The 15,717-nt window shown below is 62.3% G+C and carries 14 protein-coding genes; 4 read left to right on the top strand and 10 right to left on the bottom strand.

The features are described from left to right. Positions 1 to 47: 47 nt before the first annotated feature. From IAG41_RS00930 to IAG41_RS00970, 9 genes are read right to left on the bottom strand one after another with little or no spacing between them, the layout of a single operon-like run. Entirely contained in the window at positions 48 to 287 is a 240-nt protein-coding gene (locus IAG41_RS00930) for a phosphopantetheine-binding protein (protein ID WP_187726718.1), read from the bottom strand. Continuing rightward, positions 280 to 2,061 carry an HAD-IIIC family phosphatase gene (locus IAG41_RS00935; protein WP_187726719.1) on the bottom strand — a complete coding sequence of 594 codons (1,782 nt, stop codon included), beginning with the start codon at positions 2,059 to 2,061 and terminating at the stop codon, positions 280 to 282. The genes IAG41_RS00930 and IAG41_RS00935 overlap by 8 nt, the downstream gene beginning before the upstream one ends. Further along, positions 2,058 to 3,248 (bottom strand): SDR family oxidoreductase, encoded by a 1,191-nt coding sequence (locus tag IAG41_RS00940; RefSeq protein WP_187726720.1) that lies wholly within the window; start codon positions 3,246 to 3,248, stop codon positions 2,058 to 2,060. Before IAG41_RS00940 ends, IAG41_RS00935 begins: the two co-directional genes overlap by 4 nt. Beyond that, positions 3,248 to 4,261: a 3-oxoacyl-ACP synthase III family protein gene (locus tag IAG41_RS00945; RefSeq protein ID WP_187726721.1), complete on the bottom strand. Its 1,014-nt coding sequence runs from the start codon at positions 4,259 to 4,261 to the stop codon at positions 3,248 to 3,250. The genes IAG41_RS00940 and IAG41_RS00945 overlap by 1 nt, the downstream gene beginning before the upstream one ends. Further along, entirely contained in the window at positions 4,254 to 4,934 is a 681-nt protein-coding gene (locus IAG41_RS00950; RefSeq protein WP_187726722.1) for an MBL fold metallo-hydrolase, read from the bottom strand. Before IAG41_RS00950 ends, IAG41_RS00945 begins: the two co-directional genes overlap by 8 nt. Before the next feature lies 1 nt (position 4,935). Further along, positions 4,936 to 5,646 (bottom strand): SDR family NAD(P)-dependent oxidoreductase, encoded by a 711-nt coding sequence (locus IAG41_RS00955; protein WP_187726723.1) that lies wholly within the window; start codon positions 5,644 to 5,646, stop codon positions 4,936 to 4,938. 14 nt (positions 5,647 to 5,660) lie between these two features. Continuing rightward, entirely contained in the window at positions 5,661 to 5,945 is a 285-nt protein-coding gene (locus tag IAG41_RS00960; RefSeq protein WP_187726724.1) for a hypothetical protein, read from the bottom strand. After that, complete coding sequence (locus tag IAG41_RS00965; protein WP_316251099.1) at positions 5,942 to 6,535, bottom strand: GNAT family protein; 594 nt, start codon at positions 6,533 to 6,535, stop codon at positions 5,942 to 5,944. Before IAG41_RS00965 ends, IAG41_RS00960 begins: the two co-directional genes overlap by 4 nt. A gap of 2 nt (positions 6,536 to 6,537) precedes the next feature. Next, complete coding sequence (locus IAG41_RS00970) at positions 6,538 to 7,347, bottom strand: class I SAM-dependent methyltransferase (RefSeq protein WP_187726725.1); 810 nt, start codon at positions 7,345 to 7,347, stop codon at positions 6,538 to 6,540. 338 nt (positions 7,348 to 7,685) lie between these two features. Here IAG41_RS00970 and asnB point away from each other — a divergent pair, with 338 nt between their 5' ends. Beyond that, the gene (gene asnB, locus IAG41_RS00975; protein ID WP_187726726.1) at positions 7,686 to 9,632 is read left to right on the top strand and encodes an asparagine synthase (glutamine-hydrolyzing); all 1,947 of its coding nucleotides are present in this window, start codon (positions 7,686 to 7,688) and stop codon (positions 9,630 to 9,632) included. A 130-nt stretch (positions 9,633 to 9,762) separates the two neighbouring features. On the opposite strand, the gene IAG41_RS00980 is transcribed toward asnB, so the two are convergent. Then, on the bottom strand, positions 9,763 to 10,674 hold the full coding sequence (locus IAG41_RS00980) for a sugar transferase (RefSeq protein WP_187726727.1): 912 nt from the start codon (positions 10,672 to 10,674) through the stop codon (positions 9,763 to 9,765). Between the two features lie 675 nt (positions 10,675 to 11,349). Between IAG41_RS00980 and IAG41_RS00985 the strand changes: the two genes are divergently transcribed. The 3 genes from IAG41_RS00985 (at position 11,350) to IAG41_RS00995 (ending at position 15,707) form a co-directional block, all read left to right on the top strand. Continuing rightward, a complete protein-coding gene (locus IAG41_RS00985) occupies positions 11,350 to 12,717 on the top strand; it encodes an O-antigen ligase family protein (RefSeq protein ID WP_187726728.1) in 1,368 nt (455 codons plus the stop codon). Positions 12,718 to 12,776: 59 nt separating this feature from the next. Then, positions 12,777 to 13,487 carry a polysaccharide biosynthesis/export family protein gene (locus IAG41_RS00990; protein ID WP_262408413.1) on the top strand — a complete coding sequence of 237 codons (711 nt, stop codon included), beginning with the start codon at positions 12,777 to 12,779 and terminating at the stop codon, positions 13,485 to 13,487. 96 nt (positions 13,488 to 13,583) lie between these two features. Beyond that, positions 13,584 to 15,707 carry a GumC family protein gene (locus IAG41_RS00995; protein ID WP_262408412.1) on the top strand — a complete coding sequence of 708 codons (2,124 nt, stop codon included), beginning with the start codon at positions 13,584 to 13,586 and terminating at the stop codon, positions 15,705 to 15,707. The last annotated feature ends 10 nt before the right edge of the window (positions 15,708 to 15,717 follow it).

Raw genomic sequence — 15,717 nt, forward strand, 5'->3', positions numbered from 1 at the left:
TCTCATCGCGCTGGACCTCGCGGAACAACCCGCACGTCGGCCGGGTATCAGGCCTCGTGGAGCTGCTCTTCGACAACGACCTTGATCAGCGGCCAAGAGGTAATGTTCGCAGCCTCGTCATCGGGAATCGAGATGCTGAACGCATCTTCAATCGCCAGCACCAAAGTCATATGGCGAAGCGAGTCCCACTGCTCGACCGTGTCCATGCTGAAGTCGGCACCGATCGTCGCAACGTCCACGTCGAGCACATCGGCGACGACCTGCTTCAGCTTATCCTCGTCAAGCATCCGAAACCTTTACCCAGGAAGAAGAGGGCGGCGTGAAGCCGGTGAGAGCACGCCTGTAACGCCTCGTCCCGGCATTGTCATCCAGCAACTCCAGACCCAGCCGATCGTAGAAATCGCGAACCTGAGCGTTCTTGGCGGAAGCGATGAAGTCGGCCTCGATCCGGACCGCCCCGCCGGCGCGGGCGCGCTCGATCACCGCGGTCCATAGCGAGAATTCGATGCCCTGTCCCAGTACGCGGCAGCTCATGAGGAAGTTCTCGACCCGTGCGACTTCGTCTTCGTAGCGCAGCACCAGGACACCGGTCAGACCGGAATCGCCGAACCGGTTGCGCACGGTGATCGAGAAGACCTGCGCGTCGGGTGCGGCCATCAGCTGTTCGATCTCGAGCTGTGTATAGCGGCGGGTGGCCAAGTTGAACTGGTTCGACTTCTGCGACAGCTCGGCGATTCGCGCCGCCTCCGTCGGGCGGTCGAGGTGAAGCGCGGCTTCGAGCTCCAGTGACGCAAGATAGTCTTCGTGCGTGGCAAAGGCGGACTGGGCCTCGGCCGCCGCTGCGCGCAGCCGATACTGTTCGGTCTTGGATCCGCCGCTTTCCGATATGCCCGCGCCTAGGAAGAGGCGTGCGATCTCGTCGATCACGGCGGGGTAGTCGGACAGGGTCTGGGGCACCTGCACCATCGTCACCTGCGGCAGGCGCGTACGGACCGCCTCCGCCTCGACGGAGGAGTCGTCTAGGAAGATGAAGCTGTCCAGGCCGATGTTGAGCTCTGCCGCCAGCTCGCGGAGATTCGTCACCTTATCGGTCCAGTTGACGCGTCTAGCCGCGATCTGCGTGTTCTTCAGGACCATGTGGGGATGATGGGTGAACATCTCCTCGACATCGGCCGGGTTGTTCTTGGTGCACAGGCACAGCAGCAGTCCCTGCCTTTCCAGCCCGGCGATCGCCTGCTGCGTCCGCCAGAACACGTTGCCAGGATAGTCGTGAGGATCCAGCTTGACGCCGGCCACGAGATCCTCGCCCACGACGCCGCCCCAAAGGGTATTGTCGCAATCGAGCGCCAGAGCCTTGATGAATCGGGTGCCGAACCCGCGCGTACCCGCCGCCAGCCTGGTGGCGAGATCAGACAGGAGCGCCGCGGAATAGGGAGCCTTGGAACGCAGGTAGAAGCGTCGATCGAACGCCACGCGATGGCCGATCGCCGCCACCGATGCGGCGATGTCGATCAGCTGCACGTTGGCATGGCGCGCGGCTTCCTCGCGCAACATGGCGTTGAACCGCTGGATCCATGCCGTAACCGCATCTTCACTGTCGGGCACGGCTGAAACGCCGAGGCGATGATAGAGGCCAAGCTGAACCGATCTGAAGCTCCGGCCGCGCTCCAACGCCAGGCTGTAACGCGCGCGCAGTTCCGCTTCCTTGGCGGTGAGCGCCTGCGAGGGGAGCGTTGCCACCTGCGCTTCGAACGCCGGCAGGACATTGTCGAAAATGGGGACCAAGATAACGCGCTCTACCCCCTCGCGCGCGAACCGCTCGAAATCACCGATCGGATCGTCATAATTGCCCATGACGATGCGCGCCCGCACGCCCACCAACGCCGCCTCGCGGCGGAGGTACAGGCCGAGCATATCGATCGTGGCGTTCGACGATAGCCCGATGGCGACCTCAGGCGCATCCGCCAACGCGCGCTCGGCCGCGGTCACGGCCTTTATCAGCTGTGCGATCGGGGTATCTGCATTGGCCAGCACGCAACGCACCTCAGGCGGCATCGTCATTGCATTGCCAGCCCACCATTAACCCGCAACGTGTGACCCGTGACGAAGCCGGCATCATCCGACACCAGATGCGCCACCGCGGCGGCGACGTCCGAGGGTGTTGCGAGGCGGCGGAGCGGAGTCTGGCGGGCGACCATCAGTTGCACCTTCTCCGGCACGTCCCCGATAAGCGAGGTCTCGGTCATGCCCGGAGACACGTTGTTCACCGTCACACCCTGCGGCCCGAGTTCTGCCGCAAGATAGCGCGACAGCATCGCAACCGCCGACTTGCCGACCGCATAGCTCGTCCAGCCCGACGATGGCGGACCGTCGATCACCTGTGAGCTGATGTTGACGATCCGCCCCCATCGGCGCGCCGCCATGTCGGGCACGCACTGCTGGATCATGAAGAACGCGCCCTTGAGCTGTACATCGAGATGCGTCTGGAAATCGGACCAATCCAGCTTGGCGAAGGGTTTGGGGTTGATCCTCGGCGAGGCGTTGTTGACGAGGATATCAACGCCCCCGAACGCTCTAACCGCCGCCTCGTAAAGCTGCGCGGCACCCTCCGCGGTCGCGATATCCGCCTCGACCGCGATCGCGCGATGTGCATCCGCATTGAGGCTCGCGGCCAAGGCTTCCGCCTTACCGCGATCACGGCGGTAGTTAATGACGACGCGGTTGCCCGCCTCGGCGAGACGGCGACAGATCGCCGAGCCGATGCCCCCGGTGGCGCCCGTCACGATTGCCACGTGGACACGATCGGCGGACGCCGGTTCTTCCGTTCGGACCTTGCCGGCGAGGACCTTGACCTTGCCCCGGCCGGTGAGCACCGCCTGTCCATGCTGGTTCATGATCCTGGTGTCGAGATCGAGCAATCGTTCGCGCTCGTGCTTGGCGGTCACAGTGCAGCTGACCGTCAGCACGTCGCCGAGCCGGACGGGGAGCAGGAAATCCAGGCTCTGCGACACCCACAGCGCGCCGTGTCCCGGTAGCTGGGTGCCGATCACCGTCGAGATGAAGCTCGCACCCAGCATGCCGTGGACGACGATGTCCTTAAACGAGGTCTCTTCGGCGAAGGCACGGTCAATGTGGAGAGGATTGTCGTCGCCCGTCATTTCGACGAAGCGGCGCACATCCGCCTCGTTGATTGTGCGAGTCAGCGAGCGCGTCTCGCCCACCTCGATCCGATCGAAGTCGGCGAACATCAGGCAGTCTCCGCCGACGGCATATGCCATGTCCATACGCTCGCGCCGAAGTTGAAACCCGCACCGACGGCGGCAAACAGCACGGTCTGGCCGTTCCGCAGCAGGTTCCTCTCCACCGCCTCACTCAGTGCGATCGCGAGCGAGGCCGCACCGGTGTTGCCGATCTCGCGAACGTTGGTGAAGGTCTTAGACATGTCGAGACGCATCTTTCTCACTATATATTCGATGAGATTGTAGTTCGCCTGATGGAAGATCATGAAGTCAATATCGGCCAGCGCCACGCAACTCTTCTCGCATGCCTTCCTGATGACCTTCGGCATGTGGGTGATCGCCTGCTTCCAGGTCGCGATCCCGTTCATCTCCATGTGATCGACGGCGGGATCGTAGGCACGCCCGATCATGCCATGGCTCGAACCTCCGCCTCGCATCCTCACCGCTTCGAAATTGGAAGCGTCGGTGTGGAAGGCGCTCGCCTTGATGCCGTATTCGGGCGCGGTGCGTGAGAGCACCGCGGCACCGGCACCGTCGCTGAGATAGATGGCGGTGTTGACGTCCTTCCGGTCGATATAGCGGCTGCACAGCTCGACGCCGATCACCAGCGCGTTGCGGACGGTTGGGTCTACGCGCATCCGGTCCGATGCCGCGGTCAGACCGGTCACGAAACCGGTGCAATTCGCCTGCAGGTCGAAGATCTGGGCATTCACAGCGCCGATCTCAAGCTGCACCTTCGCCGAGACGGGGGGAAAGATATAGTCACCGGAAAAGGTGCAGACGATGATCAGGTCGATCTCGTTCGCCGGCACCCCTGCCATTGTCACCGCCCGCCGGGCGGCGGCAACGGCATAGGCCGAGGCGCTGTCCTCCGGCGCCGCGATATAGCGGCGCTGGATGCCGGTCTTCTCGACTATCCACTCCGGCGTGACGTCGAGGTTGCGGCATAGCGCTTCGTTGTCCTCCGACGTCTCGGGCAGGTGGTGGCCGACGCCCGAAATGCAGATACCGTTGTCAAACATGGGTAGAAAAGCTCGCTGGTTCGGATCCCTGGGCAAGGAAGGCACGCAGGGGCGCATTGTCGCACTTGACGACTGCGCCCGGCGCGCTCGGCCCATGGCCGGGATGAATGATGAGGTTGTCGAGGTCGCTCCACAGCGCCTGGATGCTCGCGCGCAACTGATCGGCACGCTCGCCGGGCAACTTCGACAGGCCCACTCCTCGCACGTAGAGCGTATCGCCGGTGAACAGGTTCGATCCCCACTCTATGACGCAACTCCCCGGCGTGTGTCCGGGGGTGGAGCGGTAGCGCAGGTGCGTGCCGCCGAACGCGAATTCGGCGCCGTCGTCGACCAGCGTCAGCTCTGGCAGGACGATGCGCGCGGCCATCTTCATCGCCATCAGCAGGAAGTTGTTGGTGCGTGCCGTCCTGAGATCAGCGGCGTGGAGATGAACGCGGGCGCCGTACCGGTCCTGGAAGTAGTTTGCTGACCCGAGATGATCGAAATGGCCGTGCGTACAGAAGACATGTGCCGGACGCAGATCGAGCAACTGGAGGGCGGCATCAATCGGCAGCGGGTCGAGCCCGGCATCGATCAGGATCGCGCCGCCCGGTACGTCCGCGCGGCCGATATAGCTGTTGGCCGGAAAATCCCCCGCGGTCACCGACCAGACGCCGTCCGCCACCTCGCGCATGTCAGTTGATCCCGCCGAGCCAGATCGTCTGCGCAGTGATGTAGCCGCTGCGATCCGACACCAGGAAATCGAGCACGTTGAGGATGTCGTCAGCCTCGGCGAAGCGCGGAACCGGCAGTCGCTGGATGATCGCCTCTACCTTGTCGCGCGGCAGCTGGGCCAGCATCTCGCTGTCGATGGCGGTGACCGCCAGCGTGTTGCACGTGACCCCGAGCGGTCCGAGCTCCTTGGCGAGCACATTTGCCAGAGTCGCGACACCTGCCTTGGTCGCCGCGTAGATAGAGTCTCCGATCGGCTCCAAGCTGGCGGCCATCGACCCGATGTTGACGATCCGACCCCACTTCGTCCGACGCATCATTTTGGCGGCCTCGCGGCTCACCATGAACGGACCGAGCAGGTTGACGTTGAGCATCTCCTGCGCCGCGGCCGGCGGCATGATCATGGCATATTGCGAGGTCAGAACGGCCGCATTGTTGACCACGATCTGGACCGGGCCCACATCCTTCGCGATGCTGCCGAACGCACGCTGCACGGCTGCCGGATCAGCAACATCGACTCGATAATGCCGATAGGCGGCGTGCTCGATCGTCCCCTCGCCGCGCGCGAAGCCCACCACCGTCGCCCCGCGTTCAAGCAGATGCTCGGCCACCAGCCGCCCGATGCCACGGCGGCTGCCCGTGACTAGGGCGATCTTGCCAGCCAACGAGGTCATCGTTTCCAGAACCGTCAGCCGGCCAGAGTGACGATATAGGCTGCGAGTGTTTCGGGGTCGGTGAAGGGCGAGACCGGCTGATTGATCGCACGGTCATCGGTCAGGCTGACCGGGACGCCCAGCAGGTCAGACGCCTCCGCCTCGACATCGACGATCACCGATACCAGCGACAACGAATCGATCACCGCGTCGGCGCCGAACAGCCGCGTGTGCGGACTGACCTCGACTGGGTCGTCGAGTTCTTCGTTTAGTCTTTGCAACGCATCGAGCACAATGCGCAGGGCCTCATCCTTGTTCATACGGTCTCCTGTCCCGGCGCGGCACGAGCGATGCCGATCAGCGCCTCCATGCGCGGCAGTGTCTCCGCGCGATATTCTTCCTCCAGCAACGCGAACATCAGCGCGTCTTGGAAACGGCCGTCGATGAAATAGTGGCGCCGCATCCGTCCCTCTTCCCGCATGCCGAGATAACGCTGCCACTTGGCCATTCGGCCGTTGTCCGCTGCAACGGTGCCGTAAACACGAACCAGGCCGAGGGTGTCAAACGCCAATTGGTACAGCAGCTTCATCGCTTCCACGGCCGCCGGGATGCCGCGCACGGCCTCCTCGTCGCCGATCAGGAAACGCCCCGGTTCGGCGTGGCGATTCACTCGGTCGATCCCGACCAGGGACAGCATGCCGACGGGCCGGCCATCCTTGCGCTGGATGATGAAGTTCAACTCGCTGGCGGGACGCGAGCGGATCCACGCTTCCTGCTGCGCGACCGTGCCCGCTCCCTGGTTGAGCAGCCGCGCCCGCGCGCCGCTGCGCCAGCCATGGGTCAGCGGCGCATCTTCGGGTAGAAGCGGTCGCAGATCGACAAAGCGGCCCTCCAGGTGCGTCTCCTGCACGGTCAATATACCACGAACGCCGCTGCCAGCGGAACCGGCACGCCGGGGCGTGACGGCGCATAGGCCTGCCCGACGAAAAATTGCTCGACGACGAACCCCGCTTCCACAATCTGCGCCTCGACCTCGCCGGAATGGCGGTAGAGGTAGATGTGATCGGTATGCGCGGCGTTTAGCGCGGCGGTAACGAACGCTTTGCCACCGGGTTTCAGTACCCGACGCAGCGCCCGCAGGAAGCTGACCGGGTCTTCAAGATGCTCCAGCACCTCGACGCAGATCAACGCGTCGGCTGAGGCGTCGGGAGTGTCGGTCGTGACGTCCTCTAGATCGACGGAGTAGCGGTCGGCAAACCCGAAAGCATCCATCTGACGCTGGGCGAAGTGCTGGGAAGACGGACTGATATCGACACCACGCCCGCTAGACGAAGCGAGCCGTTGAAGCGCGATGCGCGAATAAAGGCCGGTGCCTACGCCGACCTCTACAAATTGATCGATCCCCGCGACCTGCATAGAATCAACAAACGCGGTCTCAAAGAACTGGATCTGCCGATAATGATGCGGCCATAGATAGTGCGACAGGAACAAGCCGGGCAGATATTCGGCCTGCATATAGGCCTCGTTGTGATAAACCTCGCTCGCGGCCTCGGCATATGTCTTGGCTTTGTAGTGCCCCGTCATCTCGAAGCGAGCTTGCAAACGAAGCGACGTCATCGCAAAGGCGGCGTATCCCTTGATCGCAGCTGCGCGACTGTCGGCGTCTGGGAACATGTGGAGGAGTGCTTCCTGGAACCTTTCCGCCCAAGCTTCGCCAAACATTGCAAACGCACGGTCGACGATGTCGGCGGAAAAGCGATGCTGTGTCCTGAATAGCTCGCATATCTCTTCGAAAAGAGGGCGCGACCGGACATCTCGGGAGGACATGCGGAATCAACCTAGTTCGATGAAAAGAGGGCACAGCGGCCGGGTGCTCGATGGACGGGCCGTTAGCGTAGGAGCGACCCACGTGTAAAGACGAAGCATCGCCGGCCGCCCCGGCGGAAAGCCCGGGTTCGCGCCTGAATCGCCGACTCACCCGCCCGATTACCGGCCGCCGGCCATATCCCGTTGCAGCCGCCGGGCCGACCCCGTACGGCGAGCGCGCAGGAGACTAGAGAATGTGTGGAATAGCCGGTTTCGTCGCGAGCGGCTCACTCGACGCGAGTGCGGAAGCGAGCCTGGCGGCCATGACCCAGGCGATCGGGCACCGCGGACCCGACGATGCGGGCGCGTGGCTGGATCGCGAGCGTGGGGTTGCGCTCGGCCACCGGCGGTTAGCCATCATCGATCTGTCACCGGCCGGTCACCAACCGATGAAGTCGGCGTCGGGTCGATACGTCATCGTCTACAATGGCGAGATCTATAATCACACCGCGCTGCGGGCGCAGCTCGAGCGCGAAGGCCATGCGCCGGATTGGATCGGGCGATCCGATACCGAAGTGCTCCTCGCCTGCATCGAGGCGTGGGGATTGCGCGGCGCGCTCGCGGAAGCCAATGGCATGTTCGCCTTCGCGCTGTGGGATTTGCGTGAACGCGAGCTGATTCTTGCGCGCGATCGCGCCGGGGAGAAGCCGCTCTATTATGGCCGGCAAGGCAACGCGATTCTGTTTGCGTCCGAGCTCAAGGCGATCACGGCGCATCCTGCGTTCGAAGCCGTTGTCGATCGCGCCGCGGCCGCGCAATTTATGCAGCTGGGTTATGTGCCCGCTCCTCTTAGCATCTGGAAGGGGATCAACAAGCTGCCGCCGGCGCATCTCCTCGTAATTCGCCCGGGTGACAAGACGCTCGCCGCGCCGGAATGCTATTGGGATTTCGCGCGCATTGCGGCTGCGGGTGCAATGGATCCGACCGAGGACACACCAGACCTGGTCGATGAACTCGACGCGCTCTTGCGCGACGCAGTTCGATTACGGATGGAGGCCGATGTTCCACTCGGCGTTTTTCTCTCGGGTGGTATCGATTCGTCGGTCATCACTGCGCTGATGCAGGCCCAGGCCAGCCGACCAGTCAAGACCTTCTCGATCGGCTTCGAAGAACGCAGCTTCGATGAATCGGGCTTTGCGTCGGGTGTCGCCAAGCATCTGGGAACTGATCACCATGCGCTGCGCGTCACTCCGGCTGAGGTTCAGGCCGTGTTGCCGGAGCTCCCGCGGATCTGGGACGAGCCCTTTGCCGACTCGTCGCAGGTCCCGACCTATCTGGTGAATGCGCGCGCCCGCAAGGAAGTGACCGTCGCGCTGTCCGGCGACGGCGGCGACGAGCTATTCGCCGGTTACAACCGGCACGTTATCGGCGCCCAGATATGGAACAAGTCAGAGAGGCTCCCTGGCGTTGTCCGACGCGGCGTTGGCGCGGCGCTGGCGGCGCCCGTTGCTGGGCGTTTCGCGCACGGCCTGTCCCGCCTGACCGGTCTCGGTTCCGGCGTCGTCAATCTTACCGAGAGGCTGAGTAAGGTCGGCGCGGTGATGGGGGCCGACGACCCCGCTGACGTCTACGCGCGGCTCGTCTCGAAATGGCCGCACGGCGGCAATCCTATAATTGGCGGACAAAATGAACGCGCCGAAATCGCCAGCGGCTCCTTTTCGGATTTTCGCAACGCCATGTTGTTCATGGACACCATGACCTATCTTCCCGACGACATTCTCGTGAAGGTCGATCGTGCGGGCATGGCCGTAAGCCTCGAAGGGCGGATTCCCTTCCTCGATCACCGAGTGATCGAACTTTCCTGGCGTATCCCGCTCAGCGCCAAGATCAAGGCGGGGCGCGGCAAGCACATTCTGCGCGAAGTGTTGTATCGCTATGTGCCGCAGACGCTTGTCGATCGGCCCAAGGCCGGCTTTGCGATTCCAATCGGCGACTGGCTGGTTGGTCCGCTGCGTCCCTGGGTGGAGGATCTGCTGGCTCCCTCGAAGATAAAAGCGCAGGGCTTCCTCGACCCTTTAGTCGTCGCTGCCACCTGGAGCCGTTTCCGGCGAGGGGAAAGCGCATTGTTGCCGAAACTCTGGTGCCTCCTCATGTTCCAGGCGTGGCTCAGCAGCAGCGGACAGCATCCGCTTCGACCATAGGGCAGGAGCTAAGCAAAGGCGGAACCCGGACCGTGGCGCGGTGTCGGGGAAGCAGCCGGCGCATGGACTGCGCCGATGCTGGTCGAAAGTTGAATGATCTAAGGCATAGGCCTAATGCATAGGCGCCGGGTCAGCGCGCACCATGTCCGCTGATGACGGTCCACATGGTTCGCACCACGATTAGCAGGTCGATCCACGGAGAATAGCGCTTGATGTAGTAGAAATCGTAGTGGAGCTTGTTGCGGACCTCATCGACTTCGGCGACGTGGCCCTGGCACACTTGTGCCCAGCCCGCGATCCCAGGACGAACCACGTGACGGTATCGGTAGAAGGGTATCTTGTCTTCATACCAGCGGGACAACGCTAGCGCTTCGGGGCGAGGGCCAATCCAGCTCATTTCGCCACGCAGGATGTTGAGCACCTGCGGCAGTTCGTCGATGCGCGTCTTCCGGAGAAAGCGACCGATCGAGGTGATGCGGTCGTCGCTGTCCCGGGTTATCGCGGAAACGCGCTCTTCGCCGGGGGCAATCTCGGCGACCCTCATCGTGCGAAACTTGTACATCGTGAACGGACGGCCCTCATATCCCATGCGAACTTGCCGGAACAGCGCCGGACCGGGCGAATTCAAACGCACTAATAGGCCAACCCCGACCAGGACAGGCAGCGCCACGATTCCGACGAACAGCGCGATGATCCAGTCCATCATGATCTTGACGATCATGTAATCGTATCGCGGAGCGAGCGAGCCGAAACTGTTTTCTGACAAATGCTCCAACTCGACGCGCCCGGTCAGCGATTCAGCGAGATGTTTGATGTGGTAGACGGGTACCCGCGCCAAGGCGTAGTCGGCCAGTCGCCGGTCCCACTCGCTCGGAAGATCGATGCGCAAATCCACGGCAATCGCGTCCAAATCGTTGATCGGCTCGTCAGGCGAATGCAACAAGCGCATGGAAGTGTTCGGAAGATCCTCGATCGACGACATGTCCCCTAACGCTACCAAGCCAATGCGTAGCAAACGACGGCGTTGCGCGATCGCGGCCATGACGAAAAACCATAGGAAAGATATCGCGAAGCCGGAGAACAGAGTAACACGATTGTACGATATGCGACCAAATATAAAGACCATTATCAGTATTGTAAATGATACGCCAAACGATGGTAAAGTAGATGAAAGTGCTTCTGATCCGGGATATATGGCGATATTGCGCATCAGCCACGCCCCTAGCGCAATCGCGAAAAGCAATCCTACGAATGTGATGTTGATCACGTCCGAGTCTTGAGTCGACGATAGGCTATTGTAGCGGACAATGTAGGGAAGCACCGCGGCGAGAAGGATGCCTATAGGCAGCTGAAATCGCAGGCGCGTCCAAAAAATCGGCCGTAACTGTCTTACACCGCTCACTGAAATTGCCCTTGCCCAACCCGCAGGTCGGAAATGACTGATGTGCGCCGAAAAAGCGCGCCTTCGGAAGGCGCCGCTCTTAGTTGCGATCGGCCTCGCATGCAACGTCAGACGGGAAAGCGTCAGCGTGTCCGCTTGAATTTGCGCGAACAATCGGCGCGTGGGGTATCTCGTTTTCGAGCGCGGCCCACAAGCGCTAACGGGGCCATCTGCGGCTGAGCGGTCTTGACGGACAGGTGAGGCGACCGCAGCTCGGGTTTTGCGGCGGATCGAGCAGGGTTTCGCTCCCACTGGCGACCGGCTAAAGGGCGGGCGATGTCCTTCTATTTCGGCAACAGACGATTCGCCCCGAGCCCGGCTTTTGTGGCTATGGTGCTCTTTCTGATCTGCTTGTGGGTTGCAGGTGGCGCTTCGCGCAGCGACGCCTGGGGGCAGGTTTTTGTTCGCGCTTTCTCGTGGCTTTTTCTAGGTGCGCTCGTGCTGTTTGGCTCGATGCCACAGGCTTGGCGTGGGCGGCCGGTATTCTTTCTTCTTCTGGCTGCGGTGATACTGGCCGTAGTGCAGCTAGTTCCGCTTCCCCCCGCGATATGGGGCCAATTGCCAGGACGAGAGGTTTTCGGACCGGCCGCGGACGCAGCACAAGCGACATCCTGGCGGCCAATCGCGATTGTTCCCTCATCCGCGTTGAATGCCGTCTACGCGCTGGTCGTTCCGGTCGTGGCATATTTGTTGATGGCAGGTTCTCGCCGATCGGAGGACGGCGGATTGGTGATGCTTCTGATGGGCATGGTGTTCGCGACTATGATGCTCGGATTAATGCAGATGGCGGGATTCTCGTTCAGCAACCCCTTCGTCAACGGCAACGGGCTCGCGGCGGGCACCTTTGCCAATCGAAACCACTTCGCACTGTTCCTGGCATTCGGCTGTCTGCTCGCTCCTGTCTGGGCCTTCGACGGCAGGTCGCGTATAAATTGGCGAGCCTTTGCCGCCCTTGCGACGATTCCGCTGTTCCTGCTCACGATACTGGCAAGCGGGTCGCGAGCAGGCTTGGTTGTCGGTGTGATCGCGCTCTTCGGCGGGCTCGCGGTGGTCTGGGGAAGCGCCCGGACAGCTGTACGCGGATATTCGCGATGGGCCGCGCCTATACTAGTCGCCTGCTTTCTGCTCCTGATCGCGTTGCTGGTGCTCCTTAGTGTAGGAGAGAATCGCGCCTCGTCGATCAGCCGAGTGCTGGCGCTCGATGTCGAAGGGGATATGCGCAAGCGCGCATTGCCGACCGTGCTAACCATGATTCGGGAATATTTCCCTCTTGGCTCCGGATTTGGCGGGTTTGACACGCTCTTTCAGATGCATGAGCCCGATGCCCTGCTGAAGCCAACCTATTTCAACCGCGTTCACGACGACCTTCTTGAGGTGGTGCTCGACGGGGGCTTGGCCGCTGGGCTTCTGCTAGGCGCAGGTATGATCTGGTGGCTTTGGGCAAGCGTCCGAGCATGGCGATCGAAATCGGGCGATATGCTTCCCAAGCTGGGCTCGCTCATGGTGTTGTTGATCGTGGTGGCGAGCGCGTTCGATTATCCTGCGCGGACACCGGTCATAATGGCACTGCTCGTGGTCGCCGCTGTTTGGCTGAGTGGGCCGTTTGCGAGCCGGCAAGGCGCGCCTTTACGGCGTTCTAACTAGCATCTATAGCCCCGCTTCAGCCCCGCTTCTCCTCAAAAATTCGAGAGCCGTTCCGCTCAATGCTTAGAATTTATGGCATCCTTCTGATAGTTATGATGGCATCGGCCTGTGTGCATCGTGAGGTGTTGGTGCCGAGTGATCGGTTGAGTGTGGTGGAGACGAACGGTGTGATGCCGGCGCCGAGCCGGGAGGATTTGACGGCAGGGGATCGTCCGGCGTTGATTGGACCGTTGGATACGATTGTGGTGGATGTGTTCAACGTGCCGGATTTGAGCCGCGAGTTGCAGGTGGATGCGAGTGGCCGGATAGCGATGCCGTTGGTGGGGACGTTGGACGCGCGGGGCAAGACGGCGAGCGAGCTTGGGGAGGCGGTGGAAGCTGCGTTGCGGGGTCGTTACGTTCGTAATCCTGAGGTGACGGTCAACATCAAGAGTTCGGTCAGCCAGGTGGTGACGGTGGACGGTCAGGTGGTGGAGCCGGGTCTGTATCCGGTGACGAACCAGATGACGTTGATGCGTGCGATAGCGTCGGCCAAGGGGTTGTCGGAGTTTGCGCGGCAGGAGGATGTGGTGATCCTGCGGACGGTTTCGGGCCGCAAGATGGCAGGTTTGTACAACATCGCGGCGATTCGGCGGGGGGCGTATGACGATCCGCCGATTTATGCCAACGATATGATAGTGGTGGGCGATTCGCCGGAGCGCCGCTTGTTCCGTGACGTGGTTTCGCTGGCGCCATTGCTGGCGGCGCCGCTGATCGCAGTCCTTCAATAAGGCTCGAGAGCCCAGATGAATTTGATAATCCCCCCGCGGCGCGTTGATGCGCCCAGTGCGGGACCATTTGGTCCGCGCCCGGAAGAGGCCGCGCGTATGCCGGCGGTTCGTCAGTATCTGCGGATCGCGGTGCGTTGGCGCTATGTGATCCTGAGTGCGGTGGCGTCGTGCTTCCTGCTGGGGCTGGTCGTCACGCTGCTGATGACGCCGCAATATACGGCGATGGCGACGGTGGAGATCGCGCGCGAATCGAGCAAGGTGACCGGAATCGAAGGGGTGGAGCGCGAGGCGACCGCGTTCGATCAGGAGTTCTACCAGACGCAATATGGCCTGCTGCGATCGCGGGCGCTGGCCGAGCGTGTTGCCAACAAGCTGCGGCTGGTCGACGATCCGAAATTCTTCGAGCGCTTCAAATATACGCGCGAGAGCATGGCATTCCGCCTGGTCAACGGGCGCTATCCGGCGGCGGGACGGGATGAGCGGCAGCGCATTGCCGGCGAGATATTGCTGAAGAATCTGTCGGTCGATCCGATGCGGTTCTCGCGGCTGGTGAGCATCGGGTTCAACAGCCCGGATGCGACGCTGTCGGCGCAGGTGGCCAATGCCTGGGCGGAGAACTTCATCCAGACCAATCTGGAGCGCAAGGTGCAGGCGACCGCTTATGGGCGTAACCTGCTTGAGCGCCAGTTGGTGCTGCAGAAGCAGAAGCTTGACGAGTCCCAGCGCCAGTTGGTGAGCTATGCCTCGCAGGAGCAGATCATCAACTTGCCGGCGCAGTCGGGCGGTGCCGGGACGACGGCGGAGCGCTCGATCGTGGCGGACGATCTCGCTACGCTCAATGCGGCGCTGGCGCAGGCGACCACCGAGCGCATTCAAGCCGAGGCCCAGTATCGCCAGGCAGGGCGAGCGGGGGAATCGACCGAGGCGCTTCGCAATATCGCGATCAACAATCTGCGCCAGAAGCGGGCCGAACTCGCGGCGGATTATCAGCGGCTAATGGTGCAGTTCGAACCCGAATATCCTGCGGCCAAGGTGCTCAAGTCGCAAATCGACCAGCTCGACCGGTCGATCACGCGCGAGGAAGGTCGTGTGACGGGTTCGCAATTGGCTGAATATCGCGAGGCGCAGGAGCGCGAGAAGGCGCTGCAGGCCAAGGTCGATCAGTTGAAGGTAAGCTTTCTCGACACGCGCCGGCGCAGCATTCAGTACAATATCTTCCAGCAGGAAGTGGATACTAACCGTGCGCTCTATGACGGGCTGCTGCAGCGCTTCAAGGAAATCGGTGTCGCAGGCGGGGTGGGCATCAATAACATCTCGGTGGTCGATGCCGCGGACGTGCCGCAAAAGCCCTCGAGCCCGAGGCTGCTGATCAACCTGGCGGTGGCGCTGTTCGCGGGGCTCGGGCTGGGCGCGCTTCTGGCGTTCGCGCTCGAGCAGATGGACGAAGCGTTCGCCGATCCGGGTGAGGTGGAACGACGTCTCGGGCTTCCGCTACTGGGCTCAGTGCCCAAGGTGGGGAGCGACAAGACGCCGCGGGGCGAATTGCTGGATCGCAAGTCCGAGCTGGTGGATGCTTATCTGGCGGTGCAGACCAACCTCGCTTTCACCACCGAACATGGCGTGCCGCGCTCGCTGGCGGTGACGTCGACACGGCCTGCGGAAGGCAAGTCGACGACGGCGCTGGCGCTGGCGACGACGCTGACGCGGGCAAACCGCAAGGTGATCCTGATCGACGGCGACATGCGCTCGCCCTCGGTGCACCATCTGGGCGGCGTGAGCCATGATCGCGGGTTGAGCAATTTCCTCACCGGCGACAACGAGATCGCGTCGCTGACCTTCGAAATGAAGGACTTCGGGTTCACGGCAATGTCGGCAGGGCCGATCCCGCCCAACGCCGCCGAGCTGCTCACGGGCAACCGCCTGTCGCTGCTGATCGAGCGGCTGCTCGAAACCTATGACCATGTCGTGATCGACTCACCGCCTGTGATGGGCCTCGCCGATGCGCCGCTGATCGCAAGCCGGGTCGAAGGCGTCGTCTACGCCGTCGAATCCCACGGCATCCGCTCAAGCATGGTCAAGACCGCGCTCGCCCGCCTCGCCAGCGCCAATGCGCGCATCTTCGGCGGCGTCCTCACCAAGTTCGAAGCACGCCGCGCCCATTATGGCTACGGCTACGAATATGGCTATGGCTATGGCCGAAACGACAAAACCAACACCTAATCACACAACC

Origin of the sequence: Sphingomonas sp. JC676 (genome assembly GCF_014489075.1) — a bacterium.
GTDB lineage: Bacteria > Pseudomonadota > Alphaproteobacteria > Sphingomonadales > Sphingomonadaceae > Sphingomonas.

Coding starts and splice junctions, on each gene's coding strand:
- IAG41_RS00930 (WP_187726718.1), bottom strand. CDS start 287: ATGCTTGACGAGGATAAGCTGAAGCAGGTCGTCGCCGATGTGCTCGAC.
- IAG41_RS00935 (WP_187726719.1), bottom strand. CDS start 2,061: ATGACGATGCCGCCTGAGGTGCGTTGCGTGCTGGCCAATGCAGATACC.
- IAG41_RS00940 (WP_187726720.1), bottom strand. CDS start 3,248: ATGTTCGCCGACTTCGATCGGATCGAGGTGGGCGAGACGCGCTCGCTG.
- IAG41_RS00945 (WP_187726721.1), bottom strand. CDS start 4,261: ATGTTTGACAACGGTATCTGCATTTCGGGCGTCGGCCACCACCTGCCC.
- IAG41_RS00950 (WP_187726722.1), bottom strand. CDS start 4,934: ATGCGCGAGGTGGCGGACGGCGTCTGGTCGGTGACCGCGGGGGATTTT.
- IAG41_RS00955 (WP_187726723.1), bottom strand. CDS start 5,646: ATGACCTCGTTGGCTGGCAAGATCGCCCTAGTCACGGGCAGCCGCCGT.
- IAG41_RS00960 (WP_187726724.1), bottom strand. CDS start 5,945: ATGAACAAGGATGAGGCCCTGCGCATTGTGCTCGATGCGTTGCAAAGA.
- IAG41_RS00970 (WP_187726725.1), bottom strand. CDS start 7,347: ATGTTTGGCGAAGCTTGGGCGGAAAGGTTCCAGGAAGCACTCCTCCAC.
- asnB (WP_187726726.1), top strand. CDS start 7,686: ATGTGTGGAATAGCCGGTTTCGTCGCGAGCGGCTCACTCGACGCGAGT.
- IAG41_RS00980 (WP_187726727.1), bottom strand. CDS start 10,674: ATGGCCGCGATCGCGCAACGCCGTCGTTTGCTACGCATTGGCTTGGTA.
- IAG41_RS00985 (WP_187726728.1), top strand. CDS start 11,350: ATGTCCTTCTATTTCGGCAACAGACGATTCGCCCCGAGCCCGGCTTTT.
- IAG41_RS00990 (WP_262408413.1), top strand. CDS start 12,777: ATGCTTAGAATTTATGGCATCCTTCTGATAGTTATGATGGCATCGGCC.
- IAG41_RS00995 (WP_262408412.1), top strand. CDS start 13,584: ATGCCGGCGGTTCGTCAGTATCTGCGGATCGCGGTGCGTTGGCGCTAT.